Origin of the sequence: Streptomyces sp. NPDC059255 (assembly GCF_042752355.1) — a bacterium.
Taxonomy (GTDB): Bacteria; Actinomycetota; Actinomycetes; order Streptomycetales; family Streptomycetaceae; genus Streptomyces.
Map to the genome: position 1 here is coordinate 39,474 of NZ_JBHYZP010000020.1, position 23,551 is coordinate 63,024.

General features: G+C 72.4%; 23 protein-coding genes and 1 pseudogene. 14 read left to right on the forward strand and 10 right to left on the reverse strand.

Going from position 1 to position 23,551, the window contains the following annotated elements:
* Positions 1 to 162 precede the first annotated feature (162 nt).
* The 3 genes from aceB to ACFXKG_RS23010 all read left to right on the forward strand — a co-directional run bounded on the left by aceB (position 163) and on the right by ACFXKG_RS23010 (position 3,421).
* Entirely contained in the window at positions 163 to 1,794 is a 1,632-nt protein-coding gene (gene aceB, locus ACFXKG_RS23000) for a malate synthase A (protein WP_384842062.1), read from the forward strand.
* 89 nt (positions 1,795 to 1,883) lie between these two features.
* Entirely contained in the window at positions 1,884 to 2,480 is a 597-nt protein-coding gene (locus ACFXKG_RS23005; protein WP_384842065.1) for a TIGR03086 family metal-binding protein, read from the forward strand.
* Positions 2,481 to 2,614: 134 nt separating this feature from the next.
* Positions 2,615 to 3,421 carry a chitosanase gene (locus tag ACFXKG_RS23010; protein WP_384842068.1) on the forward strand — a complete coding sequence of 269 codons (807 nt, stop codon included), beginning with the start codon at positions 2,615 to 2,617 and terminating at the stop codon, positions 3,419 to 3,421.
* 102 nt (positions 3,422 to 3,523) lie between these two features.
* Here the strand turns inward: ACFXKG_RS23010 and ACFXKG_RS23015 are convergent, their stop codons facing one another.
* From ACFXKG_RS23015 to uraD, 3 genes are all read right to left on the reverse strand, one after another.
* Positions 3,524 to 4,900 (reverse strand): 8-oxoguanine deaminase, encoded by a 1,377-nt coding sequence (locus tag ACFXKG_RS23015; protein ID WP_384842071.1) that lies wholly within the window; start codon positions 4,898 to 4,900, stop codon positions 3,524 to 3,526.
* An 83-nt stretch (positions 4,901 to 4,983) separates the two neighbouring features.
* Positions 4,984 to 5,943: a factor-independent urate hydroxylase gene (gene pucL / locus ACFXKG_RS23020; RefSeq protein ID WP_384842074.1), complete on the reverse strand. Its 960-nt coding sequence runs from the start codon at positions 5,941 to 5,943 to the stop codon at positions 4,984 to 4,986.
* Between the two features lie 7 nt (positions 5,944 to 5,950).
* The gene (gene uraD, locus ACFXKG_RS23025; RefSeq protein WP_384842077.1) at positions 5,951 to 6,889 is read right to left on the reverse strand and encodes a 2-oxo-4-hydroxy-4-carboxy-5-ureidoimidazoline decarboxylase; all 939 of its coding nucleotides are present in this window, start codon (positions 6,887 to 6,889) and stop codon (positions 5,951 to 5,953) included.
* Positions 6,890 to 7,217: 328 nt separating this feature from the next.
* Between uraD and ACFXKG_RS23030 the strand changes: the two genes are divergently transcribed.
* Entirely contained in the window at positions 7,218 to 8,603 is a 1,386-nt protein-coding gene (locus ACFXKG_RS23030; protein WP_384842080.1) for a glycoside hydrolase family 43 protein, read from the forward strand.
* A 25-nt stretch (positions 8,604 to 8,628) separates the two neighbouring features.
* On the opposite strand, the gene ACFXKG_RS23035 is transcribed toward ACFXKG_RS23030, so the two are convergent.
* The 4 genes from ACFXKG_RS23035 to ACFXKG_RS23050 all read right to left on the reverse strand — a co-directional run bounded on the left by ACFXKG_RS23035 (position 8,629) and on the right by ACFXKG_RS23050 (position 10,537).
* Positions 8,629 to 8,967, reverse strand: coding sequence for a helix-turn-helix domain-containing protein (locus tag ACFXKG_RS23035; protein WP_382885994.1), 339 nt, complete (start codon positions 8,965 to 8,967; stop codon positions 8,629 to 8,631).
* 53 nt (positions 8,968 to 9,020) lie between these two features.
* Positions 9,021 to 9,335, reverse strand: coding sequence for a hypothetical protein (locus ACFXKG_RS23040; RefSeq protein ID WP_384842084.1), 315 nt, complete (start codon positions 9,333 to 9,335; stop codon positions 9,021 to 9,023).
* A 79-nt stretch (positions 9,336 to 9,414) separates the two neighbouring features.
* Complete coding sequence (locus ACFXKG_RS23045) at positions 9,415 to 9,918, reverse strand: peptidylprolyl isomerase (RefSeq protein ID WP_384842087.1); 504 nt, start codon at positions 9,916 to 9,918, stop codon at positions 9,415 to 9,417.
* A 160-nt stretch (positions 9,919 to 10,078) separates the two neighbouring features.
* Positions 10,079 to 10,537, reverse strand: coding sequence for a MarR family winged helix-turn-helix transcriptional regulator (locus ACFXKG_RS23050; RefSeq protein WP_384842090.1), 459 nt, complete (start codon positions 10,535 to 10,537; stop codon positions 10,079 to 10,081).
* A gap of 261 nt (positions 10,538 to 10,798) precedes the next feature.
* Between ACFXKG_RS23050 and ACFXKG_RS23055 the strand changes: the two genes are divergently transcribed.
* From ACFXKG_RS23055 to pcaD, 6 genes and pseudogenes are all read left to right on the forward strand, one after another.
* Positions 10,799 to 11,554, forward strand: coding sequence for a CoA transferase subunit A (locus tag ACFXKG_RS23055; RefSeq protein WP_384842093.1), 756 nt, complete (start codon positions 10,799 to 10,801; stop codon positions 11,552 to 11,554).
* Positions 11,554 to 12,246 carry a CoA transferase subunit B gene (locus ACFXKG_RS23060; protein WP_384842096.1) on the forward strand — a complete coding sequence of 231 codons (693 nt, stop codon included), beginning with the start codon at positions 11,554 to 11,556 and terminating at the stop codon, positions 12,244 to 12,246. Before ACFXKG_RS23055 ends, ACFXKG_RS23060 begins: the two co-directional genes overlap by 1 nt.
* The gene (pcaH, locus tag ACFXKG_RS23065; protein WP_384842099.1) at positions 12,243 to 13,010 is read left to right on the forward strand and encodes a protocatechuate 3,4-dioxygenase subunit beta; all 768 of its coding nucleotides are present in this window, start codon (positions 12,243 to 12,245) and stop codon (positions 13,008 to 13,010) included. The genes ACFXKG_RS23060 and pcaH overlap by 4 nt, the downstream gene beginning before the upstream one ends.
* Entirely contained in the window at positions 13,010 to 13,612 is a 603-nt protein-coding gene (pcaG, locus tag ACFXKG_RS23070) for a protocatechuate 3,4-dioxygenase subunit alpha (protein ID WP_384842102.1), read from the forward strand. Before pcaH ends, pcaG begins: the two co-directional genes overlap by 1 nt.
* 71 nt (positions 13,613 to 13,683) lie before the next feature.
* Positions 13,684 to 15,099: a 3-carboxy-cis,cis-muconate cycloisomerase gene (pcaB, locus tag ACFXKG_RS23075; RefSeq protein WP_384842381.1), complete on the forward strand. Its 1,416-nt coding sequence runs from the start codon at positions 13,684 to 13,686 to the stop codon at positions 15,097 to 15,099.
* A 44-nt stretch (positions 15,100 to 15,143) separates the two neighbouring features.
* A pseudogene (gene pcaD, locus ACFXKG_RS23080) lies at positions 15,144 to 15,881 on the forward strand (3-oxoadipate enol-lactonase); the annotation flags it as partial.
* 22 nt (positions 15,882 to 15,903) lie between these two features.
* Here the strand turns inward: pcaD and ACFXKG_RS23085 are convergent.
* Positions 15,904 to 16,404 carry an Lrp/AsnC family transcriptional regulator gene (locus ACFXKG_RS23085; protein ID WP_384842105.1) on the reverse strand — a complete coding sequence of 167 codons (501 nt, stop codon included), beginning with the start codon at positions 16,402 to 16,404 and terminating at the stop codon, positions 15,904 to 15,906.
* Between the two features lie 130 nt (positions 16,405 to 16,534).
* Here ACFXKG_RS23085 and ACFXKG_RS23090 point away from each other — a divergent pair, with 130 nt between their 5' ends.
* The 4 genes from ACFXKG_RS23090 to ACFXKG_RS23105 all read left to right on the forward strand — a co-directional run bounded on the left by ACFXKG_RS23090 (position 16,535) and on the right by ACFXKG_RS23105 (position 20,060).
* Entirely contained in the window at positions 16,535 to 17,377 is an 843-nt protein-coding gene (locus ACFXKG_RS23090; RefSeq protein ID WP_384842108.1) for a TIM barrel protein, read from the forward strand.
* Positions 17,378 to 17,443: 66 nt separating this feature from the next.
* Positions 17,444 to 18,334, forward strand: coding sequence for a 2-hydroxy-3-oxopropionate reductase (locus tag ACFXKG_RS23095; protein WP_384842111.1), 891 nt, complete (start codon positions 17,444 to 17,446; stop codon positions 18,332 to 18,334).
* 216 nt (positions 18,335 to 18,550) lie between these two features.
* Entirely contained in the window at positions 18,551 to 19,393 is an 843-nt protein-coding gene (locus ACFXKG_RS23100; RefSeq protein WP_384842114.1) for a hypothetical protein, read from the forward strand.
* 49 nt (positions 19,394 to 19,442) lie between these two features.
* The gene (locus ACFXKG_RS23105; RefSeq protein ID WP_384842117.1) at positions 19,443 to 20,060 is read left to right on the forward strand and encodes a GNAT family N-acetyltransferase; all 618 of its coding nucleotides are present in this window, start codon (positions 19,443 to 19,445) and stop codon (positions 20,058 to 20,060) included.
* Positions 20,061 to 20,095: 35 nt separating this feature from the next.
* Here ACFXKG_RS23105 and ACFXKG_RS23110 read toward each other — a convergent pair whose 3' ends face one another.
* Positions 20,096 to 21,748 carry an AMP-binding protein gene (locus ACFXKG_RS23110; protein ID WP_384842120.1) on the reverse strand — a complete coding sequence of 551 codons (1,653 nt, stop codon included), beginning with the start codon at positions 21,746 to 21,748 and terminating at the stop codon, positions 20,096 to 20,098.
* Entirely contained in the window at positions 21,745 to 23,532 is a 1,788-nt protein-coding gene (locus tag ACFXKG_RS23115; protein WP_384842123.1) for an AMP-binding protein, read from the reverse strand. The genes ACFXKG_RS23110 and ACFXKG_RS23115 overlap by 4 nt, the downstream gene beginning before the upstream one ends.
* Positions 23,533 to 23,551: the final 19 nt, after the last annotated feature.

Here is a 23,551-nt window from a genome sequence, read left to right on the forward strand (position 1 = left end):
GCCGCCCTGAGGGAGCCGACACCGACGGAGCATTGAACTTCCACCATGAGGAAACTAGTATCCACAGGTCAGAAGCGCCCGGAACTTCGAACGGTGCGCTCGTACGCCGGCCGCCACGGCGCCCCTGCTCCGCCGGCGCCGCTCGTGAAGGAGTGACAGCTCATGTCCGCACCAGCGTCTTCCCCGCTGGCCATCGTCGACGCCGAACCCCTGCCCCGTCAGGACAAGGTGCTCACCGATGCGGCCCTCGCGTTCGTGGCGGAGCTGCACCGGCGGTTCACGCCCCGCCGTGACGAGCTGCTCGCCCGCCGCGCCGAGCGCCGCGCCGAGATCGCCCGTACCTCCAGCCTGGACTTCCTGCCCGGGACGGCGTCCGTGCGCGAGGACGAGAGCTGGCGGGTCGCGCCGGCGCCGGAGGCACTGAACGACCGCCGGGTGGAGATCACCGGCCCGACCGACCGCAAGATGACGATCAACGCGCTGAACTCGGGTGCGAAGGTCTGGCTCGCGGACTTCGAGGACGCCTCCGCGCCCACCTGGGAGAACGTCGTCCTCGGCCAGCTCAATCTGATCGACGCCTACCGGCGGAGCATCGACTTCACCGACCCGCGCACGGGCAAGTCGTACGCGCTCAAGGACGCGGCGGAGCTCGCCACGGTCGTGATGCGCCCGCGCGGCTGGCATCTCGCGGAGCGCCATCTCGTGCTGGACGGCGAGCCGGTGCCGGGCGCGCTGGTCGACTTCGGGCTGTACTTCTTCCACAACGCCGCCCGCCTGATCGAGCTGGGCAAGGGCCCGTACTTCTACCTCCCGAAGACGGAGTCGCACCTGGAGGCGCGCCTCTGGAACGACGTCTTCGTCTTCGCCCAGGAGTACGTGGGCGTTCCGCAGGGCACCGTCCGGGCGACGGTGCTGATCGAGACGATCACCGCGGCGTACGAGATGGAGGAGATCCTCTACGAGCTGCGCGACCACGCCTCCGGGCTCAACGCGGGCCGCTGGGACTATCTCTTCTCGATCGTCAAGAACTTCCGGGACGGCGGCGCGAAGTTCGTCCTGCCGGACCGCAACGCGGTCACGATGACGGCGCCGTTCATGCGCGCCTACACCGAACTCCTCGTCCGCACCTGCCACAAGCGGGGCGCGCACGCCATCGGCGGCATGGCGGCCTTCATCCCGTCCCGGCACGACGCCGGGGTCAACAAGGTCGCCTTCGAGAAGGTCAGGGCCGACAAGGACCGCGAGGCGGCCGACGGCTTCGACGGTTCGTGGGTCGCCCACCCGGACCTGGTGCCGATCGCCATGGCCTCCTTCGACGCGGTCCTGGGCGACCGCCCGAACCAGAAGGACCGCCTGCGCGAGGACGTCTCCGTCGCCGCCGGGGATCTGATCGCCGTCGACTCGCTGGACGCCCGCCCCACGTACGAGGGCCTGCGCAACGCGGTTCAGGTCGGCATCCGCTACATCGAGGCGTGGCTGCGCGGCATGGGCGCGGTCGCGATCTTCAACCTGATGGAGGACGCGGCCACGGCGGAGATCTCCCGCTCGCAGATCTGGCAATGGATCAACGCGGGCGTGGAATTCGACCACGAGGGCGAGACGCTCCGCGCCACCGCGGAACTGGCCCGCGCGCTCGCCGCGGACGAACTGGCGGCGATCCGCGGCGAGATCGGCGAGGAGGCCTTCGCGGCCGGCCGCTGGCAGCAGGCCCACGACCTGCTGCTGACGGTCGCGCTGGACGACGACTACGCGGACTTCCTCACCCTCCCGGCCTACGAGCAGCTCCGGGGCTGACCCGGGAAACACCGTGCGTACGCACGCGGGCCGCGTACGCACGGCGTTTCCCGCGATGAGTTCGGGCGGCTCGCGCGGTCTCATACGGTATGGACAGAGACAGAGAGCAGGAGCCGCTCGACCTCGGCCCCGTCTGCCGGGAGACCGCCCGGGTCGTGGGCGGTGTCACGGAGCAGCAGTTGCCGGGGCCCACGCCGTGCCCCGCGTACGCGGTACGGGAGGTGCTCGCGCATCTCATGGGGCTGACGGTGGCCTTCCGGGACGCCGCGCGGAAGGAGCTGGGGCCGACGACCGACACCGCTCCCGGTGGCGCCCGGCCCGTACTGGCGGAGGGCTGGCGGGAGGAGCTGCCCCGGCGGCTCGACGCGCTGGCCGCCGCGTGGCGCTCGCCCGGGGCGTGGGAGGGGAACACCCGGGTCGGCGGGGTCGATCTGCCGGGTGCGGTGACCGGGCTGGTGGCGCTCAACGAGGTGCTGATCCACGGCTGGGACCTCGCGCGCTCCACCGGACAGCCGTACGCCCCGGCCGAGGCGGGGCTCCGGGCGTCGTACGGGATGCTGTCGGCGGCCGGGCCCGGGGCGTCCGACGTGTTCGGCCCGCCGGTGGCGACGGCGGAGGACGCCCCGCTGCTGGACCGGGTGATCGGCCTCAGCGGGCGGCGCCCCGACTGGCTGCCGGGAAGCTGACCTCCCCGTACAGCGTCCCGTACAGCACGGTGCGTACGCCGTCCACCACCCATACCGGAACATCCGGGACCCTCACGTAATCTCGGAGGCAGGCCGGTGCGCACAGGGCACACCAGGGGGGAAAGGTCCGTTACGTGATCCACGCGTTCCGCCGCATGCTGCTCGTCCTGCTGCCGCCGGTTCTCGCCGTCTGTGTCGCGTGCACCCCCGCCGAAGGGGCGCCGGCGGGGCTGGACGATCCCGCGAAGAAGGAGATCGCCATGCGGCTGGTCTCCAGCGCGGAGAACTCCTCGCTGAAGTGGAAGGACCAGTACCGCTACATCGAGGACATCGACGACGGCCGGGGCTACACCGCCGGCCTCGTCGGGTTCTGCACCGGCTGCGGCGATCTGCTGCGGGTCGTCGAGCGCTACACCCGGGCGCGGCCGGACAATCCGCTGGCACGGTTCCTGCCCGCGCTCCGCGAGGTGAAGGGCGGCGACTCCCACGACGGGCTCGGCACCGCGTTCACCGCCGCGTGGCGGGAGGCGGCCGGCGATCCCCGGATGCGGACGGCCCAGGACGAGGAGCGGGACCGGATCTACTTCGACCCGGCCGTGCGGCGGGCCAAGGCCGACGGGCTCGGCGCACTGGGGCAGTTCATCTACTACGACGCCTATGTGATGCACGGTTACGCCGACGCGAAGGGCACGGTCGGGTTCCGTACGATCCGCGCGAACGCGCTCGCCCAGGCCGACAGCCCGGCCCGCGGCGGCGACGAGCGCGCGTATCTCGACGCCTTCCTGGACGCGCGGGTCGCGGCGATGCGCCGCGAGCGGGGCCACGGCAACACCAGCCGGATCGACACGGCCCAGCGCGTCTTCCTGGACGACGGGAACCTCGGTCTGCGCACCCCGCTCGCCTGGAAGGTGTACGGCGACGCGTACCGCATCGACGGGTAGCCGCCGCGCACCGGCCGGAGCCGTCGTCCCGGCGGGAGCTTCCGGCGGGACGACCCGCCCGGAGGTTCCGGCGGGACGTTCGTCCGGAACCTCCGGGCGGGATCAGCCGTCCGCGGCGATCCTGGCGAGGCGGCGGGCCTCGTCCCGTGTGGAGCGGGCGAGTTCGTCCTCGTCCACGGTGATCAGGCGGTTGTCCTCGACCACGGCCCGGCCGTTGACCAGGGAGAGCGTGACGGGGGCCGCGGCCCCGAGGACCAGTGCGGTCACCGGGTCGGCGATGGAGGCGTGGGCGAGGGTGTCCATCCGCCAGAGCACGAGGTCGGCGAGCTTGCCGGGCTCGATCGAGCCGATCTCCTCGGCGCGGCCCAGCACCTGGGCTCCGCCGTACGTGCCGAGGCGCAGCGCCTGACGGGCCGTCATGGCCCGTTCGCCGTGTGCGCCGAGGCGGTTGACGAGCAGGGTGTTGCGCAACTCGGTGTGCAGCTCGCCCGCCTCGTTGGAGGCGGTGCCGTCGACCCCGAGGCCGACCGGGACCCCGGCGGCGAGCAGATCGGGGACGCGCGCGATCCCGGCCCCCAGACGGGCGTTGGAGGACGGGCAGTGGGCTACGCCGGTGCCGGTCCGGGCGAAGGCGGCGACGTCGGAGTCGTTCATGTGGACGCAGTGGGCCATCCACACGTCGGGGCCGAGCCAGCCGGTCGACTCGAAGTAGTCGGTCGGCCCCATCCCGAACAGTTCCTTGCAGAACTTCTCCTCCTCGACCGTCTCACTGCCGTGGGTGTGCAGCCGCACCCCCTTCCGGCGGGCCAACTCGGCTCCCTGTCGAAGCAGTTCGGTGGAGACGGAGAACGGCGAGCAGGGCGCGACCGCGATCTGGGTCATCGCGCCGAAGGACGCGTCGTGGTGGGCGTCGATGGTCTCCTCGGTCGCGGCGAGCGCCTCGTCCAGCGACTCGACCGCGAAGTCCGGGGGCAGCCCGCCGTCCGACGCCCCGCGGTCCATGGAGCCCCGGGCGAGGGTGAACCGTACGCCCGTGCGCGCCGCCGCGCCGATGATCGCGCCGGACAGATCGCCGGAGCCGCGCGGGAAGACGTAGTGGTGGTCCATCGCGGTGGTGACGCCGCCGCGCGCCATCATCGCGAGGGAGCCGCCCGCCGCCGCGCGGACCATCGGCTCGTCGATGCGCGCCCAGGTCGGGTAGAGGGCGACCAGCCAGTCGAAGAGGTTGTGGTCGGTGGCGAGGCCCCGGGTGATCCACTGGTAGAAGTGGTGGTGGGTGTTGACCAGACCGGGGGTGAGGAGATGGCCGGCGCCGTCGACCCGGCGGACCACCCCCTCCAGCTCCGCGGGCGCGGGCCCGGCGCCGACGGACTCGATGCGGTGGTCCGCGACGACGACATGGCCCGAGGCGTACTCGGTGTCGTGCGCGTCCACGGTCGCGATGGCGCAGTTCTCGATGACGATGCGTGACGTCGCCACGGCGATTCCTCTCACGGGCTCACGGGCTCAAGGGCTCGCGGGCTCAAGGGCCCGCAGGCTCAAGGGCCCGCAGGCTCACGGGCTCACAGGTTGGTCAGGTCTGTCGGTATGCGCTGCTCCGCCCCGTCCCGCAGGACGGTGGCCTCGATCAGGCCGTACGGGCGGTCGGCCGCGAAGTAGACCGCCCCGTCGGCGGTTTCGTTCGTCAGCCCGAAGGGTGTCAGATCGGCCGGGAAGTGGTGCTTGTTCGGCAGGGAGAAGCGGATCTCGTCGATCTCGGCACGGTGGTCGATGACCCGCGAGCCCATCTGGTACAGGGTCTGCTGGAGCGAGAGGGAGTACGTCTCGGCGAAGGCCCGCAGGATGTGTTCCTTCGTCCGCGCGTACGAGGTGTCCCACTCCGGCATGGAATTCTCGTCGCCCGTCCAGCCGTAGCGCCACCGCGCGGAGACATCGGTGGCGAGGATGCGGTCGTACGCCTCCTTGAGCGTCGTGTACCGGTCCTTGGCGTAACCCCAGAACTCGGAGTTGGTCGAGTTCAGGACGGTCAGGTCCTTGAGGCCGGAGACGACCTGCCAGCTCTCGCCGTCGAAGGTGATCTGGGCGACGCGCGTCTCCTGGCCCCTGCGGACGAACGAGTGCCGGAGTTCGGGGGACGCGGTCCCGATGCGCTCCCAGGCATACTCCTCGACGCGGACGCGCGCCCGGTGGATCGGCTCCTGGCTGGTCACGAAGTGCCGGGCGAGGTGGATGCCGAACTGCTCGGCCGAGTCGATGCCGTATTCCTTGGCGAACGCGTACACCGTGTTCTTGGTGGTGTCGGTCGGCAGGACATGGGCGTTGTCGCCCGAGTGGTGGACCTCGTCCATGTCGCCTTCGAGCGCGACGGAGACGTTCAGGTCCTTGATGTGGTGGGTGGCGCCGTCCCGGGTGATCCGGACGACGCGGTTCTCCGCCTTGCCGTACTGGTTCTGGCCGAGCATCGCCGGTCGCGCCCGGCTCTCCGGAGGGGCCTGGCGCTCCGGACGGGAAAGGTCGGTCATGGCAGCCCTAGCTCCCTCGGTAGACGGAGTAGCCGAACGGGTTGAGCAGGAGGGGAACGTGATAGTGCTCGCCCGGGGTGACGGCGAAGGCGACGGTCACCTCCGGGAAGAACGGTTCGGCACGGTCGAGGTACGGCCCGGTCTCGAAGGTGAGCCGTACGTGGGTGGTGCCCGGCGGCGGTGCCGGAAGGTCCTCGCAGCGGCCGTCGGGGCCGGTCACCGCGGTGCCGAGCGCCGCCCACGCGCCGTCGGGACCGGCCCCGTACTCCGTACGCGCCGCGAGGCCGACGGCGACACCCGCGGCGGGGCGCCCGGCGCTGGTGTCCAGGATGTGCGTGGAGACGGAGGCGGCGGCCGGGGCCGGGGCGGGGGCAGAGGCCGGGGCCGGGGCCGGGCCGGAGGCAGGGGCGGGGCCGGCCACCGGGGCCGCGGCGAACCCCTCGGTGACCAGCCGGGAGAGCCGGACGCGGTTGATCCTGCCGAGTTCGAGGCGCGCGATCTCCCGCTCCCGTTCCGGCGTGTGGCCGAGCCTGGTCCGCAGCGCGTCCCGCATCTCCTCGGCGGTGGCGCCGGTGGCGCAGATCAGGAAGACATGGCCGAACCGCTCCTGGTAGGCGAGGTTCAGCTCGGCCATCTCGTCCCGAAGCGCTCCGGAGGCGCCGGCCATGCCGCGCTGCTCCCGGGCGGAGGCGGGGTCCCCCGGCTCCGGCCGGCCGATCGGCGGATGCCCGGCCATGGCCTCGGCCAGCTCCGCGTCGGTCAGCTCCGCCGTCGCCGCGTCCCCGGCGGCGAGCAGTTCGTCCTCGGTGGCGTACGGGCGCCCGGCGAGAAGCGCCCTCCCCCACGCCGGGCCGGCGCACACCGCGCGCAGCGCGGCCAGGGCCACGCCGTCCGGCGAGGTGTTGAACCGGGTGAGGCCCGGCGCGGGGGGCGGTGTCGATGTCACGGGAAGCCTCCGTGGCAGGGCGTGGCGGAGCGGGGCGGGGGGTGTGGCTGAGCGGGCTGGGCCCAGCTAACGCCCTCACCCACCGATCGTCAACACTTTGTTGAAATCCTGCGCGTGGCGCGTCATACGGCCCATCGCCCGCCGCCCACCACTCTCACCACCGCCGGAACGATTGACGTGAACACGGCCACGCTCTACCTTCTGATCGATTTTCCGAACCACGTTCGACATATCGACCGGCCAGGCCGCCCGGCCGCGCACTTGTCACACCCCGGCACGCCAGCGCCGCGGCCACCCCTTCGCTCCCGCACGCCACTTGGAGACCAAGATGAGTGCAAGCCCCCAGCCGTCCCGCCGCCTCTTCCTCGGCATGGCCGCCGCCACCCCGCTGGCCATGACGGGCGCGCTGACCCTCGGCACCGGGACCGCCCACGCCGCCGACTCGGCGTACGTGATGTGCTACTTCACCGAGTCGCCGAACGGCAACGGCACCGACTACGGGCTCCACCTCGCCGTCAGCACGGACTCGCTCGACTGGACCCCGCTCAACCAGAACAACCCCCTGGTCACACCGACCTCGGGCGCGCTCGGCCTGCGCGACCCGTTCATCCTCCGCAAGCAGGACGGCACCTTCGTCGTCCTCGCCACCGACCTCAAGGGCACCGACTGGAGCTACGTCAGCCAGTACGTCCACGTGTGGAACTCCACCGATCTGCGCACCTTCACCGGCTACCACCGCCTCAGGCTGCACGACATGAACACCCACTCCTGGGCACCGGAGGCGTTCTGGGACGCCGGGCGCGGTCAGTACGCGCTCATCTACTCCGCCGTCAACAGCAGCGGCCACAACGTGATCATGGTGAACTACACCACCGACTTCCTGACGGCCTCCGCCCCGCAGGTCTTCTTCGACCCGGGGTACGACGTGATCGACGGAGACATGGCCGTCGGCGTGGGCGGCGTCAACTACCTCTACTTCAAGAAGAACCAGACGCTGGTCGGGGCCCGCTCCACGTCCCTCGCCCCGGGCAGCTTCACCGAGTTCAGCACCGGCGTCGCCCAGGGCGGCACGGAGGCGCCGACCCTCGTCAAGTCCCTGACGTCGAACACCTGGTACCTCTGGGGGGACACGTACACCCCCAACGGCGTCTTCTACGCCTGGCAGTCCAGCAGTCCGGCGGCCGGCACCTGGACCCCGCTCGACCAGAGGAGCTACACGCAGCCGCTCAACTCCAAGCACTGCGGCATCGCGACGATCACGGCGACCGAGTACGCCAACCTGCTCTCGCGGTGGGGCGCCCCGGCCTGGAACCGGCTCAAGTCCTACAACTTTCCGGCCCGTTACGTCCGTCACGCCAACAACGTGGGCCGGATCGACCCCTACCCCTTCGACCCGTACGCCGACTCCCAGTGGAAGCTGGTCCCGGGCCTCGCCGACGGCTCCGGGGTCTCCTTCCAGTCGGTCAACTACCCCACCCGCTATCTGCGGCACTACAACTACCAGCTCCAACTGGACGCCGACGACGGCACGTCGACCTTCGCCGGGGACGCGACCTTTTACCGTACGGCGGGCCTCGCGGACGCCGGCTGGTCGTCCTTCCGCTCGTACAACAACCCCACCCGCTACATCCGTCACGCGGACTACGTCCTGCGCGTCGACCCGGTCTCGACCACCACCGAGCGGCAGGACGCGACCTTCCGCGTCGGCCACTGAAAAGCCTTGCCGGGCCGGCGTCGCGTCAGCCGTCCTGCTCCCGCGCCCTGGCGCGCTGCTCGTCGGCGTAGTTGAGGTAGTTGTAGACGGTGAAGCGGCTGACACCGAGCGCGGTCGCCACCTTCTCCACCCCGTGCCGTACGACAAAGGCGCCGCGGGCCTCCAGGGTCCGTACGACGGACTGCTTGGCCTTGCGGTCCAGCTCCGCGAGCGGCCTGCCGTGGCCGCGCTCCAGCGAGGCCAGGATGTGGTCGAGGGAGTCCGAGAGCTGGGGCAGCCGCACGGCCAGCACGTCCGTGCCCTCCCAGGCCAGGACGACATCGTCGGGCCGGGCCTCCTCGGGCGTCAGCAGCTGTCCGCCCATGGCGTCGACCAGCGGCCTGACCGCCGCGACGAAGGGATGGTCGAGCGGCTCACTCACCGGTCGTCCTCCCCGGCGGGGCCGGTCTCCGGGCCGGGTCCCGCGCTGCCGGTACCGGCGGTCCCGGGTCCGCTCCCGATCACATTGACCTGGAGCGAGACCCGGGTCGCACCGGCGGCCAGGGACTCGCGCAGGACGGTCTCCAGCGCCGCCAGCACGGCGTCGGCGCCGCCCTCCACGGTGTTGCCGAAGGGCCCGACGTCGACCGCGTCGAGCTGTGCCCCCTGGACGACCTCGCGGGCCACCACCGCGTGGGCGGGCGCCTCGTCGAGGTCGAAGGGTTCGGTCGTGAACTCCGCTCTCAAGCGCACTGTGCCTCCACCGCCGAAAGCCTGGAGGGTCACTGCGGCCGTTCGGGTGCCCCAGGCACGTGGGACACGACCTTAGTCGTTACGCGCCCTGCACAGCACCGGAGGCGGAGATGGTGATCTTCGCGGAGGTCGAGCCGGAGCGGGAGCCCAGGGACTCGATCTTCCTGACCAGGTCCTGGCCCTCGACGACCTCGCCGAAGACGACGTGCTTGCCGTCCAGCCACGACGTCACCACGGTGGTGACGAAGAACTGCGAGCCGTTGGAGTTCGGGCCCGCGTTCGCCATGGAGAGCAGGAACGGCCGGTCGTGCTTGAGCTTGAAGTTCTCGTCGTCGAACTTGTTGCCGTAGATGCTCTTGCCGCCGGTGCCGTTGCCGGCGGTGAAGTCGCCGCCCTGGAGCATGAAGTCCGGGATGACCCGGTGGAAGCTCGACCCGGCGTAGCCGAAGCCCTGCTCGCCGGTGGCCAGCTCGCGGAAGTTCTGGGCGGTCTTGGGGACGACCTCGTCGAAGAGGCGGAAGGTGATCCGGCCGGCCGGCTCGCCGTTGATCGTGATGTCGAAGAATACGTTCTCGGTAGTCATGGGGGACATTCTGTCAGGACGGTTCCCGCGCGGCCCGACGGGCTCCGCCGCGCGGCGCCCGACCGGCCTCCTTTCCGTATCCGACCGGCCTCCTTTCCGTATCCGACCGATCCCTGTGCGGTACGTGATCGATCCCTTCCGGTACGCGACCGGCCCGCCCTCAGTGCGCGACCGGTTCCGCCGGATTGCGCAGGCTCTCCGCGGCCTCGGAGACGCGCTGGAGCAGATCGAAGAAGACCGCCTGCTCGGCAGGGGTGAGCGGGCCGAGGAAGACCTGGTTCATCCGGGCCGCGCGGAGCGCCAGCTTGCGGTGGGCCCGCGCCCCGTCGTCGGTGGGGCGCAGCATGAAGCGGCGGCCGTCCTGCGGGTCGCGCACCTTGTCGACCAGGCCCCGGCGGCTCAGCCGGGTGACCACCTCGGCGGTGGTGGAGCGGTCCAGGCCCACCCGCTCACCGGCGGTGCGCTGGTCGAGCCCCGGTTCGGCGACGAGGGCGTTGAGCACGGCGAACTGGGGCGAGGTGATCTCCTCGGAGACCATCGTGTTCCACAGCAGGTAGTGCGCCTGCTGGAGACGGCGGGCGAGATGCCCGGGGTGTGTGGTCAGGTCCACCGCGGCCATGTGCGCTCCTCGGACTCCGCGACGCCGGGGACTGGGTACTCCCCGGCCGTCATTTCGTTGGTGTACTGAACGATACGCGCCCCCTCAGGTCTCACTCACCACCCTTGACGTATATGGAGTCGGATGGCAGCTTGTGTGAACCCTCCGGGAAACAACCGGATAGATAGTCAGTACCCTGAGCATTTGAGCGGGATATGTGAGCCTGAGTGCGCGCCTGAGTACGCGGGGCGCGGGGCGCCGGAAGAGATGGGGACTTCACGTATGGACAAGGTGGTCGCCACCGCCGCGGAGGCCGTGGCCGACACCCGGGACGGGGTGTCGCTCGCCGTGGGCGGCTTCGGCCTGAGCGGTGTCCCGAACGAGCTGATCAAGGCGGTGTACGCGCTCGGCGTCCGCGATCTCGCCGTGGTCTCCAACAACTGCGGCGCACTCGACTCGGGACTGGCCGTGCTGCTGGCCGCGGGCCGTATCTCCCGGGTGACCGGTTCGTACATCGGGGCGAACCAGGAGTTCGCCCGGCAGTATCTCGCCGGTGAGATCGAGGTCGAGATGATCCCGCAGGGCACCCTCGCCGAACGGCTGCGGGCCGGCGGCTGCGGCATCCCCGCCTTCTACACCCCGGCCGGTGTCGGCACCCAGGTCGCCGAGGGCGGGCTGCCCTGGCGGTACGACGGCGAGGGCGGGGTGGCACTGGCGTCACCGGCCAAGGAGGTGCGTGACTTCGACGGTACGGAGTACGTGCTGGAGCGCGGCATCCGGACCGATTTCGCGCTGGTCCGCGCCGCGCGGGGCGACCGGCACGGGAACCTGGTCTTCGGCAGGTCGAGCCGCAACTTCAACCCGCTCGCCGCCATGGCGGGCCGGGTGACCATCGCCGAGGTGGAGGAACTGGTCGAGCCCGGCGAGATCCCGCCGGACGCGGTGCACCTGCCGGGGATCTTCGTCCAGCGGGTCGTGGCGCTCACCCCGGAGCAGGCCGCCGACAAGGGAATCGAGAAGAGGACGGTGCGTCGCTGATGTCCTGGACGAGGGAAGAGATGGCCGCGCGGGCGGCGCGCGAGCTTCCGGACGGCGCGTACGTCAACCTCGGCATCGGGCTGCCGACGCTGATCCCCAACCATCTTCCGGACGGCGTGGAAGTGGTTCTGGAGTCGGAGAACGGCATCCTCGGCGTCGGCCCGTACCCGACGGAGGACGCCGTCGACCCGGATCTGATCAACGCGGGCAAGGAGACCGTCACGGTCCTGCCCGGCGCCTCGTACTTCGACTCCGCGCTCTCCTTCGGCATGATCCGCGGCGGCCACATCGATGTCGCCGTGCTGGGCGCGATGCAGGTCTCCGCCCGGGGCGACCTCGCCAACTGGGCCGTCCCCGGCAAGCTGATCACCGGCATCGGCGGGGCGATGGACCTGGTCCACGGCGCGCGCACGGTCATCGTCGTGATGACCCACACCGCCAAGGACGGCGGCCCGAAGATCCTGGAGGAGTGCACCCTGCCGCTGACCGGCCGGGGATGTGTGAACCGGATCGTCACCGATCTCGGCGTGCTCGACGTCACGGAGGACGGGCTGGCGCTGGTGGAGTGCGCGCCGGGCGTGACCGCCGCCGAGATCGCCGGGAAGACCGCCGCGAAGCTCCGTACCGCCGTGCCGGGCGCCGACGTACCACCTGCCGCAGCCGCGCCCCGTACCGAGGGAGCCGCCCTGTGACCACGCCTCCGCTGCCCGACGGGCTGAGCCAGCACGAGATCGACGCGGAGGTCGCCGCGGCGCGCGCGGCATCCGCCGCCGGGAACCATCCGCCGCGCGACTACCCGCCGTACCGCAGCAGCCATTTCCGGCACCCGAAGCAGCCGCTGATCCCGCTGCGGGACCCCGAGGCCGTGGAGCTGACGGGACCGGCGTTCGGTGTCACCGATGTCACCGCGCTCGACCGCGATCTCACCCGGCAGCACCAGGGCGAGCCGCTCGGCGAGCGGATCACCGTCTCCGGACGGCTGCTCGACAGGGCGGGGCGGCCCGTGCGCGGTCAGCTCGTGGAGCTGTGGCAGGCCAACGCCTCCGGCCGGTACGCGCACCAGCTCGACCAGCACCCGGCGCCGCTCGACCCCAACTTCACCGGTTTCGGGCGGTGTCTGACGGGTGATCAGGGACATTACGCGTTCACGACGATCAAGCCCGGCGCCTATCCGTGGCGCAATCACGTCAACGCCTGGCGCCCCGCGCACCTCCACTTCTCGCTCTTCGGCACGGCGTTCAGCCAGCGCCTCGTCACGCAGATGTATTTCCCGGGCGATCCGGTCTTCCCGTACGACCCGGTCCTCCAGTCGGTGACCGACGCATCGGCGCGGGCGCGTCTGGTGGCGGCCTACGACCATGGTCTGTCCGTCCCCGAGTGGTCCCTCGGCTACCGCTGGGACATCGTCCTCGACGGACCGTCCGCCACACTCTTCGAGGAAGGCGGCGACCAGTGATGACGTCCGCGTACACACCCGCGCCGGAGGACGGGACCGGGGGCGGGGCCTTCGGGCCTACGCCCTCGCAGACCGTCGGCCCGTTCTACGGGTACGCCCTGCCCTTCGAGGGCGGCGGCGATGTCGCCCCCGCCGGCCATCCCGACACGCTCACCCTGCACGGATACGTGTACGACGGCGCCGGTCACCCCGTCCCCGACGCGATCGTCGAGACCTGGCAGCCCGCGCCCGACGGCTCGCGCGCCGGCAGGCCGGGATCGCTGCGCCGCGACCCGGTCACCGGCCGGGTCATCGGCCGCAACGGGGTCGACTTCACCGGCTTCGGACGCGTCCCGACGGACGCCGACGGGCACTGGGCGGTCCGTACGCTGCCACCGGGCGGCGTGCCGTACATCAGCGTCGCGGTCTTCGCCCGGGGACTGCTCCACCACCTGTACACCCGCGCCTATCTGGCCGACACCGGCGACGCCCTGCTCAGCTCCCTCGGCGCCGGACGGCGCGCCACGCTGATCGCCGCTCCCGAGCCGGGCGGACCGCGCGCGTACCGTTTCGACATCCGCCTTCAGGGCGAAGGGGAAACGGTCTTTCTGGAGTTCCGGTGAGCGAGCACGACACATCCCCTGCCGGTCCGCGCGGCGTCGACCCGCCCGGATCCGGCCCGCTCGACGCCGGGCTGCTCGACGTCGGGCTGCTCGCGCCGGGGCGGGCCGGCTGCCGCGCCGAGTCCGCCACCGGTGACACCGCGTTCCTCCAGGCGATGCTGGACGCGGAGGCCGCGCTCACCCGGGCCCAGGCATCGCTGGGCCTGGCCCCGGCCGAGGCGGCCCGGGCGGTCGGCGCGGTGTGCGACGCGGCCCGCTTCGACGCCCGGGAGCTCGCGCTGCGCGCCCGGGACGGCGGCAATCCGGTGATCCCGCTGGTGGCGCGGCTCACCGCCGCGCTGCCGGCCGCGCTCGGGCCGTACGTCCACCGGGGCGCGACCAGCCAGGACATCCTGGACACGGCGGCGATGCTGGTGGCCGCGCGGACGCTGGAACCGGTCCTGGCGGATCTGGACCGTACGGAACGGGCGCTGGCCCGGCTGGCGGCCACACACCGCGACACCGTGATGCCGGGCCGCACGCTGACCCAGCACGCCGTCCCGACGACCTTCGGGCTGAAGGCGGCGGGCTGGCGGAGCCTGGTGCTGGACGCCCGCGACCGGCTGCGCTCGGTGCGCGCCACGCTCCCCGCCCAACTCGGCGGCGCGGCGGGCACGCTGGCCGCCTTCGAGGCGTACGGCCCGGCCACGGGCGAGGCCGCGGGGGCCGGAGCTGAGGCCGGGATCGGGGCCGCAGGGGCCGAGGGCTCAGGGGCTGCCGGGGCCGCGCTGCGGCTGCCTGCCGTCTTCGCCGGTGAACTCGGCCTGGCGGAACCGGCGTTGCCCTGGCACTCCCTCCGTACCCCCGTCGCGGATCTCGCCGCCGCCCTCGCCTTCACAGCCGGCGCGCTCGGCAAACTCGCGGCCGATGTGCTCACGCTCTCCCGTACCGAGATCGGTGAGCTGTCCGAGGGGGCGGGCGGCGGTTCCTCCGCCATGCCGCACAAGGCGAACCCGGTACGCGCCACGCTGATCGCCGCCGCCGCCCGGCGCGCCCCCGCCCTCGCCGCGACGCTCCTCGGCTCGATGACCGCCGAGGACGAACGGCCCGCGGGCGCCTGGCACGCCGAGTGGGAGCCGCTGCGCGATCTGCTCCGGCTGGCCGGCGGCGCGGCCCGGGACGCGGCGGAACTCGCGGAAGGGCTGCGGGTCCACGCCGGGACGATGCGTGAACACCTGCATCTCACCCACGGGTTGATCGTATCGGAGCGGCTGTCGGCCGAACTCGCCCCGCTCGTGGGCCGGTCCCGCGCGAAGGCGCTGCTCACCGAGGCCGCGCGGCGGACCCGTACCGAGGGCACCACCCTCGCCGAGGTCCTCGCCACCGTTCTCGCCGACGAGCCGGCCCTCGGGGGACTCGATCCGGCCGTACTCACCGAACTCACCGATCCCACCCGTTACACCGGCGGCGCCGGTGCCCTCACCGACCGTGCCCTGGAGCGACGTTGACAACCTCGGAGACCACCGGAACCGGCGCGGCGGCTGCCGGGAGGCTGCACCATCGCGCCGAGGGGCCCGCCTCGGCTCCCCCACTGCTGCTCGGCCCCTCCCTCGGCACCTCGCTGGCGCTCTGGGACGCGGTCGTGCCCGAACTCGCCGTCGCGCACCGGGTCGTACGGTGGGACCTGCCGGGGCACGGCGGTTCCGCGGCCGGTCTGATCGGCCCGGGGGCGACGGTCGCCGATCTCGCGGAGCTGGTGCTGGCGCTCGCCGACTCGCTCTCCCTCGACCGGTTCGCGTACGCCGGGGTCTCCCTCGGCGGCGCCGTCGGGCTGCACCTCGCGACGCACGCCCCGGAGCGGGTGGTGAGCCTCGCCGTGGTCTGTTCCTCCGCGCACTTCGGCGGCCCGGGGCCGTGGCGGGAGCGCGCGGCCCTGGTGCGCCGGGAGGGGCTGGCCGGGATCGCGGAGAGCGCGCCCGGGCGCTGGTTCACCCCGGGGTTCACCGTTCCGGCGCTGGTCGACGACGTACGGAACGCCGACCCCGCCGGGTACGCGGCCTGCTGCGACGCGCTGGCCGCGTACGACATCCGCGGCCTCCTGCCCACCGTCACCGCCCCGACCCTGGTCGTCGCGGGCCGCGAGGACCCGGCGACCCCGCCCGCGCACTCCCGGGAGATCGCGGACGCGGTGCCCGGCGCCACCCTCCTCGAACTGCCGGGCGCCTCGCATCTGGCGCCCGCCGAACGTCCGGGCGCCGTGGCCTGCGCGCTCCGCGCCCACGCGGGCGGCGCCGGCGCGGTATGAGGCGTCCTCAGCGGCTGTTCGTCTCGTCGGGCGGTGTGGCGGGGCTGCCGGCCTCCGGGCTGTTGGGGAGCAGATGCGTGAGGGCTATGAAGCTGTTGGTGCGGCTGACGAACGGCTCGGCCCTGATCCTCTCCAGCACCTCCTCGAAGTGGTCGATGTCGGCGGCTCTGATGTGCAGCAGGGCGTCCGCGCCGCCGGTCACCGTCACCGCGGCCACCACCTCGGGGTAGGTGCGCGCGACCTCGGCGAGGCGCCGGGGCGGGCCCGCGGCGTCGCAGAACACCTCGACGTACGCCTCCGTGCGCCAGCCGAGGGCGGCCGGCCGCACGATCGTGGTGAAGCCGGTGATCACCTCGGTCTCGCGCAGCCGGTCGACCCGCCGCTTCACCGCCGGGGCCGAGAGCCCGACCGACTGGCCGATCTCCGTGAAGCTGGTGCGCGCGTTGGCGACGAGCGCGGCGAGGATCTGCCGGTCGAGGTCGTCCAGGACCGGCTGCTGATAGGTCACCCAGATCTCCGTCCTTGCTGTGCCGGTTCCCTCGCTGTGCGGGTTTCCTTGACAGCGTGGAAGCTCAGCGGGCAGCATTCCGTCAAGCAGAAAAATATTTTCACCATACGGAAGGAGAGTCGGACTCCCCATGGCCTATGTCTCCCCGTCCTGGCGCGGCACAGAGCAGCGCTTCGATGTGAATCTGTCCATCCTCTTCACCGAACTGCCCCTGCTGGAGCGCCCCGCGGCCGCCGCGGCCGCGGGTTTCACCGCGGTGGAGCTGTGGTGGCCGTGGACCGACACCCCGACCCCGCCACGCGCCGCCCTCGACGACCTGCGCACGGCCCTGGGCGACGCGGGCACCCGGCTGGTCGGGCTGAACTTCTACGCGGGCCTGCTGCCGGGCCCCGACCGGGGTGCGCTCTCCGTACCCGGCGAGGAGTCCGACCGGTTCCGCGCCAATGTGGCGGTCGCGGCCGAATTCGCCGCCGCCACCGGCTGCACGGCACTCAACGCGCTGTACGGGAACCGGGTCCCCGGCGTGGACCCGGCCCGCCAGGACGCCCTGGCCCTGGAGAACCTGGCCCTGGCCGCCCGCGCCGCCGACGACATCGGGGCGCTCCTCCTGATCGAGGCCCTCAACCGGCCCGAGTCCCCGGACTATCCGCTGGTCAGCGCCGCCTCCGCCGTGGAGGTCGCGGACCGGGTCAACGAGGCCACGGGGCTCGGCAACGCCGCGTTCCTGCTGGACCTGTACCACCTGTCGATGAACGGCGAGGACCTCGCCGCGGCGATCGACCGGTACGCCGGCCGGACCGGCCACGTACAGATCGCGGACAACCCCGGGCGCGGCGCGCCGGGCACCGGGGAGCTGCCGCTGGAGGAACTGGTCGACCGGCTCCGCAAGGCCGGTTACGCCGGCTGGATCGGCCTGGAGTACAAGCCGGGCGACCGTCCCAGCGCCGAGTCCTTCGGCTGGCGCACCCCCTGAGCAGCCCCCGCTGCGCAGCCCCCCGAGCAGCCCCCTGAGCAGCCCCCTGAGCAGAGGAGCATCCTCATGAGCGGACTTCCCCGTGTCGCCTGGATAGGACTCGGCATCATGGGCTCCCCCATGTCCGAGCATCTGATCAAGGCCGGTTACGCCGTGACCGGCTACACCCTGGAGCGGGAGAAGCTGGACCGGCTGGCCGCGGCCGGCGGCACCGCGGCCGGATCGGTCGCCGAGGCGGTGGCGGGCGCCGAGGTGATCATCACCATGGTGCCCGCCTCTCCGCAGGTCGAGGCGGTCGCGTACGGCGACGACGGCATCCTCGCCCACGCGGCGCCCGGGGCCCTGCTGATCGACATGTCCTCGATCACCCCGGAGACCTCCGTGGAGCTGGCGCGGAACGCGGCGGCCAAGGGCATCAGGGTGCTGGACGCACCGGTCTCCGGCGGTGAGGCCGGGGCGGTCGAGGCCGTCCTGTCCATCATGGTCGGCGGCGAGCAGGCCGTGTTCGACGAGGCGAGGCCGCTGCTGGAGGTGCTGGGAAAGACCGTCGTGCTGTGCGGGCCGCACGGCGCGGGCCAGACGGTGAAGGCCGCCAACCAGCTGATCGTGGCGGTCAACATCCAGGCGTGCGCCGAGGCGGTGGTCTTCCTGGAGAAGTCCGGCGTGGACCTTCCGGCGGCGCTGGACGTCCTCGGCGGCGGGCTGGCCGGCTCGACCGTGCTGGCCCGAAAGCGGAACGCGTTCCTGAACCGCGACTTCGCCCCCGGCTTCCGGATCGATCTGCACCACAAGGACATGGGCATCGTCACGGACGCCGCCCGGGCCGTCGGCGCGCCGCTGCCCGTGGGGGCCGCCGTCGCCCAGCTCGTCGCGTCGCTGCGCGCGCAGGGCGACGGGGGGCTGGACCACTCCGCGCTGCTGCGCGGGGTGGAGCGCCTCGCGGGCCGGCAGGTCTGACCCAGGGCCCCGTGGAGGGGCCCCCTCGAACGCCGGACGGCGGCGGCGCCGACACCTGTACGGTCGCGCCCCGGCACCGCCGCCGCCCGGTGCACACCGCCGACGGGCCCCGGACCCCCTCCCGGGCGACCGGCATTCAATGGCCGAACCGCTCCCCGTCGCCTCGCTCTTGGTGGACGATGGAACACTGAGAGCAATCGAACAGAGGGGGCCGTGATGGGTGAGAGCGTTCCGGTGAGCTGTCCGTCCTGCGGCGGCGGGCACACCTTCACGGCGCCGGTCTACCCCTGCGTGTGCGGGGCTCCGGTGGCCCCGCCGCTCGCCGCGGGCGCGCCGGTGGAGCCCGTCACGCACCGCACGTGGGAGGACGAGTGGGTGACGGTCCGCTGCGCGGAGTGCGGTATCGCGTGCGACCAGCCCCGGCCCGAACTGGGCTGCGCGTGCGGGGCGGTGCTGCGGATCCCCGTACGGTTCGAGTACGCCGCCGACCCGTCGGCCGGGGCCGCCGAACCGGCCGAGGCGGCGCCGTCGGCCCAGCGGAGTGAACGGAGTGAGCCTGTCGCTCCGGTCGAACGCCCAAGACGCCCCGAACTCCCAGAACTCCCCCGGCGGGCCGAGCGGTTCGAACAGCCCGAACGGCCCGCGCACATCCCGCTGCCCAGGACCGCCGCCTCGCCCCGCCCTGCGTTCCGCCCGCTGACGATCCGTACCTCCCACGACGCGGTGACCGCGGCCGGGCTCTACCTTCGCTGGCTGGGGTTCAAGAGCGTCGTCCAGGCGGACGAGCGGCCCGCCTCCGGCATCGATCTGCGCGGCCCCGATGTGATCGCCCAGGTCGACCCGACCATGAGCCCGGCGTCCGTACGCTCCGTCGAATGCCTCTGGCTCAACGGACTCAACGCGTCCGCGGTGAGCGTCTACTTCTCCCTGGCGGGGTACGCGGACGATGCCCGGGCGCGCGCCGACGACCTCGGGCTGCCGCTCTTCGTCATGGATCTCACGGGCTCCCCGAAACCGGTCAACGGACCGGCGGACGAGCTGGTCTCCTCCGGGGCGTGACCGGGGAAATCCGGGCGCCGCGGCGACCGGGCGCCGTCATACTCGCTCCATGCTGATCCGGCCCCCGGCCATCCGCCACGCCACCCGAACCGACCTGCCGTTCCTCCAGGACATCGAGGCGGCGGCCGGCGAGGCGTTCCGGGCGCTGGGGATGGCCGCCGTCGCCGACGACGCGCCACCCGCTCTCGCCGTGCTGGAGCGTTACCGGAGCGCGGGCCGGGCGTGGGTCGCCGGGACCGGGGGTGACGGGAGCGCCGGGGACGGGAGCGCCGGGGACGGGAGCGCGGGGGACGGGAGCGCGGGCGGCCGGACCGGGGGCGACGGGCGCCCCGTCGCGTATCTGCTCCACGACCCGGTCGACGGCGCCGCCCACGTCGAGCAGGTGTCGGTGCACCCGGACGCCGCCCGTCTCGGCATCGGCCGGGCGCTGATCGACCACCTCGCGGCGCGGGCCGTCGGCGCCGGGTTCACCGCCCTCACCCTCACCACCTTCGCCGACGTGCCGTGGAACGCCCCGTACTACGCGCGCCTCGGCTTCCGCACCCTCACCGAGGACCAGCTCACCGACGGACTGCGGGAGATCCGCCGCGCGGAGGCCGCGCACGGACTCGACCGCTGGCCCCGGGTCTGCATGCGGCGCGCGCTCCCGACGCCCCTGCGCCGGTGAGCGGCCCCGGCCGGCGTGTACCAGGTGCGCCCGGTTCACCCCGGTCCGGGCGAGAAGCGCTCCCGCAGCTCGACCTTCCTGACCTTCCCGCTGACCGTCATGGGGAAGCTGTCCACGATCTCCACCCGGCGCGGGATCTTGTAGTGCGCGAGCCGTTCCCGGCAGTACGCCGTGATCTCGTCCGGCGTCGGCGGGTCCGCCGGGTCGCGCGGGATCACGCAGGCCACGATCTCCTCGCCGTACTTCGCGTCGGGGACCCCGACCACCTGTATGTCGCTGACCTTGGGGTGGCCGTACAGGAACTCCTCGATCTCGCGGGGGTAGACGTTCTCGCCGCCCCTGATGATCAGGTCCTTGATCCGGCCGACGATCTGCGCGTAGCCGTCCTCCCTGATCACCGCGAGATCGCCGGTGTGCATCCAGCGCCCGGCGTCGATCACCTCGGCCGTGCGCTCCGGCTCGTTCCAGTAGCCGAGCATCACGCTGTACCCGCGGGTGCACAGCTCGCCCGGCTCGCCGCGCGGCAGTGTCACCCCGGTCGCCGGGTCGACCACCTTCACCTCGATGTGCGGCAGGGCCCGTCCGACCGTGCCCGTACGGCGCTCCAGGTCGTCGTCGCGCCGGGTCGCCAGGGAGACCGGCGAGGTCTCGGTCATGCCGTAGCAGATGGCCACCTCCCGCATGTTCATCTCGGCGACGACCCGCTTCATCACCTCGACCGGGCAGGGCGCCCCTGCCATGATCCCGGTGCGCAGGGAGGAGAGGTCGTACGCGGCGAAGCCGGGCAGGTCCAGCTCGGCCATGAACATCGTGGGCACCCCGTAGAGCGCGGTGCAGCGCTCCCGCACGACCGCGTCCAGGGTGGCGGTGGCCTCGAACGATGGCGCGGGGATGACGACGCACGCGCCGTGCGAGGTGGCGGCGAGATTGCCCATCACCATGCCGAAGCAGTGGTAGAAGGGCACGGGCAGACAGATCCGGTCCCGCTCGGTGCAGCCGATCGCCTCCCCCACGAAATAGCCGTTGTTGAGGATGTTGTGGTGGGAGAGCGTGGCTCCCTTCGGGAAGCCGGTGGTGCCCGAGGTGTACTGGATGTTGATGGGGTCGTCGCAGGAGAGCCCGGCCTCCCGCTCCACCAGCTGACGATCCGTCACTTCACTTGCGTGGAGCAGGAGTTCGTCCCAGGTCGGATCTCCGATGTAGTGCACGGAACGCAGTCCGGGGCAGCGTCCGCGTACCCGCTCGACCAGTGCGCGGTAGTCGCTGCCCCGGTGGGCGAGGGACGCGAACAGCACGGAGATCCCCGACTGGTCGAGGACGAACTCCACCTCGTGCGCGCGGTAGGCCGGGTTGATGTTGACCATGATCGCGCCGATCCGCGCCGTGGCGTACTGCACGAACACCCACTCGGGGCAGTTGACGGCCCAGATCCCGACCCGGTCGCCCTTGGCCACCCCGCGCGCGAGCAGCGCCCTGGCCAGTGTTCCGACCTCGGCGCCGAACTCCCGGTAGGTCCAGCGCCGTCCCGACGCCATGTCGACCAGTGCCTCGCGGTCGGGGAAGGCGGCGACCGCCCGGTCCAGGCCGGCGCCGATGGTGTCGCCCAGCAGCTCCGTCGTGCCCGTACCGTGCGCGTACGACAGCGCCACCGGCTCCGTCGTCGCCGGTCTCCCCGTCGTCGCGGTCACCTCAGGTCCCCCTCGTCGTACTCGGCCCCGGAGCCCTCGGCCGTCCGCTCGCGCAGCTCGATGCGGCGGATCTTCCCCGACACGGTCTTGGGCAGCTCGGCGAACTCCAGCCTGCGGATCCGCTTGTACGGCGCGAGGAGCCCCCGCGAGTGGGCGAAGAGCACCTTGGCCGTGTCGGGACCCGGCTGCCACCCCTCGGCGAGGACGACGTACGCCTTGGGCACGGCCAGCCGCAGCGGGTCGGGCGCGGGGACGACGGCGGCCTCCGCGACCGCTTCGTGCTCCAGGAGCACGCTCTCCAGCTCGAAGGGCGAGATCTTGTAGTCGGACGACTTGAAGACGTCGTCGGAGCGGCCGACGTAGGTGATGTACCCGTCGGCGTCGCGGGCACCGATGTCGCCGGTCCGGTAGTAGCCGCCCGCCATCGCCTCGGCCGTACGGCCGGGATCGCCGTGGTACCCGGTCATCAGGCCGACCGGGCGGGCGGCGAGGTCGAGGCAGATCTCGCCCTCGGTGACGCCCGGTTCGCCGGTGACCGGGTCCAGCAGTTCGACCTTGAAGCCGGGGGTGGGCCGCCCCATGGAGCCCGCCTTGAGCAGCTGGCCGGGCGAGTTGGCGACCTGGACGGCCGTCTCGGTCTGGCCGAAGCCGTCCCTGATCGTCACGCCCCACTCGCGGCGTACGGTCTCGATCACCTCGGGGTTGAGCGGTTCGCCCGCCGCTACGGCCTCGCGCGGCGCGGTGCGCAGCAGGGAGAGATCGGCCTGGATCAGCATCCGCCAGACGGTGGGCGGGGCGCAGAAACTGGTCACGCCCGCCTCGTCCATCTCCGCCATCAGCCGCGCCGGGTCGAAGCGCGTGTAGTGGTGGACGAAGACGGTCGCCTCGGCGTTCCACGGCGCGAAGAGGTTCGACCAGGCGTGCTTGGCCCAGCCCGGTGAGGCGATGTTGAGGTGGACGTCGCCCGGCCGCAGCCCGATCCAGTACATCGTCGCGAGATGGCCGACCGGGTACGAGACATGGGTGTGCTCGACCAGCTTGGGGCGGGCGGTGGTCCCCGAGGTGAAGTAGAGCATCAGCGGGTCATCCGCACGGGTGACACCGTCCGGCTCGAAGTCGGCGGACCGGTCGCGGGCGTCCTCGTACGCGTGCCAGCCGGCGGGGGCGCCGCCCACGGCGATACGGGTGAAGTCGCCCGGGATGCCGTCGAACTTGCCGGTGTCCTCCGTGCGGGCGATCACATGGGCGGCCCGGCCGCGCTCGATCCGGTCCCGCAGGTCGGCGGTGCCCAGGAGGGGCGTGGCGGGGATGACGACGGCCCGCAGTTTCATCGCGGCGAGGGCGGTCTCCCACAGCTCGGCCTGGTTCCCGAGCATCACGACGATACGGTCGCCGGCCCGTACCCCGCGCTCGCGCAGCCAGTTCGCGGCCCGGCCGGAGCGGGCCGCCATCTCGGCGTACGTCACGCGGGTGCGGCGCCCGTCCTCCTCGACGATGTGCAGGGCGAGCCGGTCGTTGCCCTGCCCGTCGGGGCCCTCGGCGATCCGGTCGAACCAGTCGAGCGCCCAGTTGAAGCGTTCGAGGCGCGGCCAGGTGAACCCCTCGTACGCCGCCGTGTAGTCCTCGCGGTGGGCGAGGAGGAAGTCCCGGGCGGCCCGGAACCGCTCGGTCCCGGCGCCGGCCGACGGGCCACCGTGCCCGGCGGTGGCCTCGTCCGCGGTGGCGCCCTCGTGCCCGGCCGGACTGCCCGGACCGTTCGGACTGGTCGGTGTCCGTGCCGTCATGTGTCCTCCTCGTTGCGGG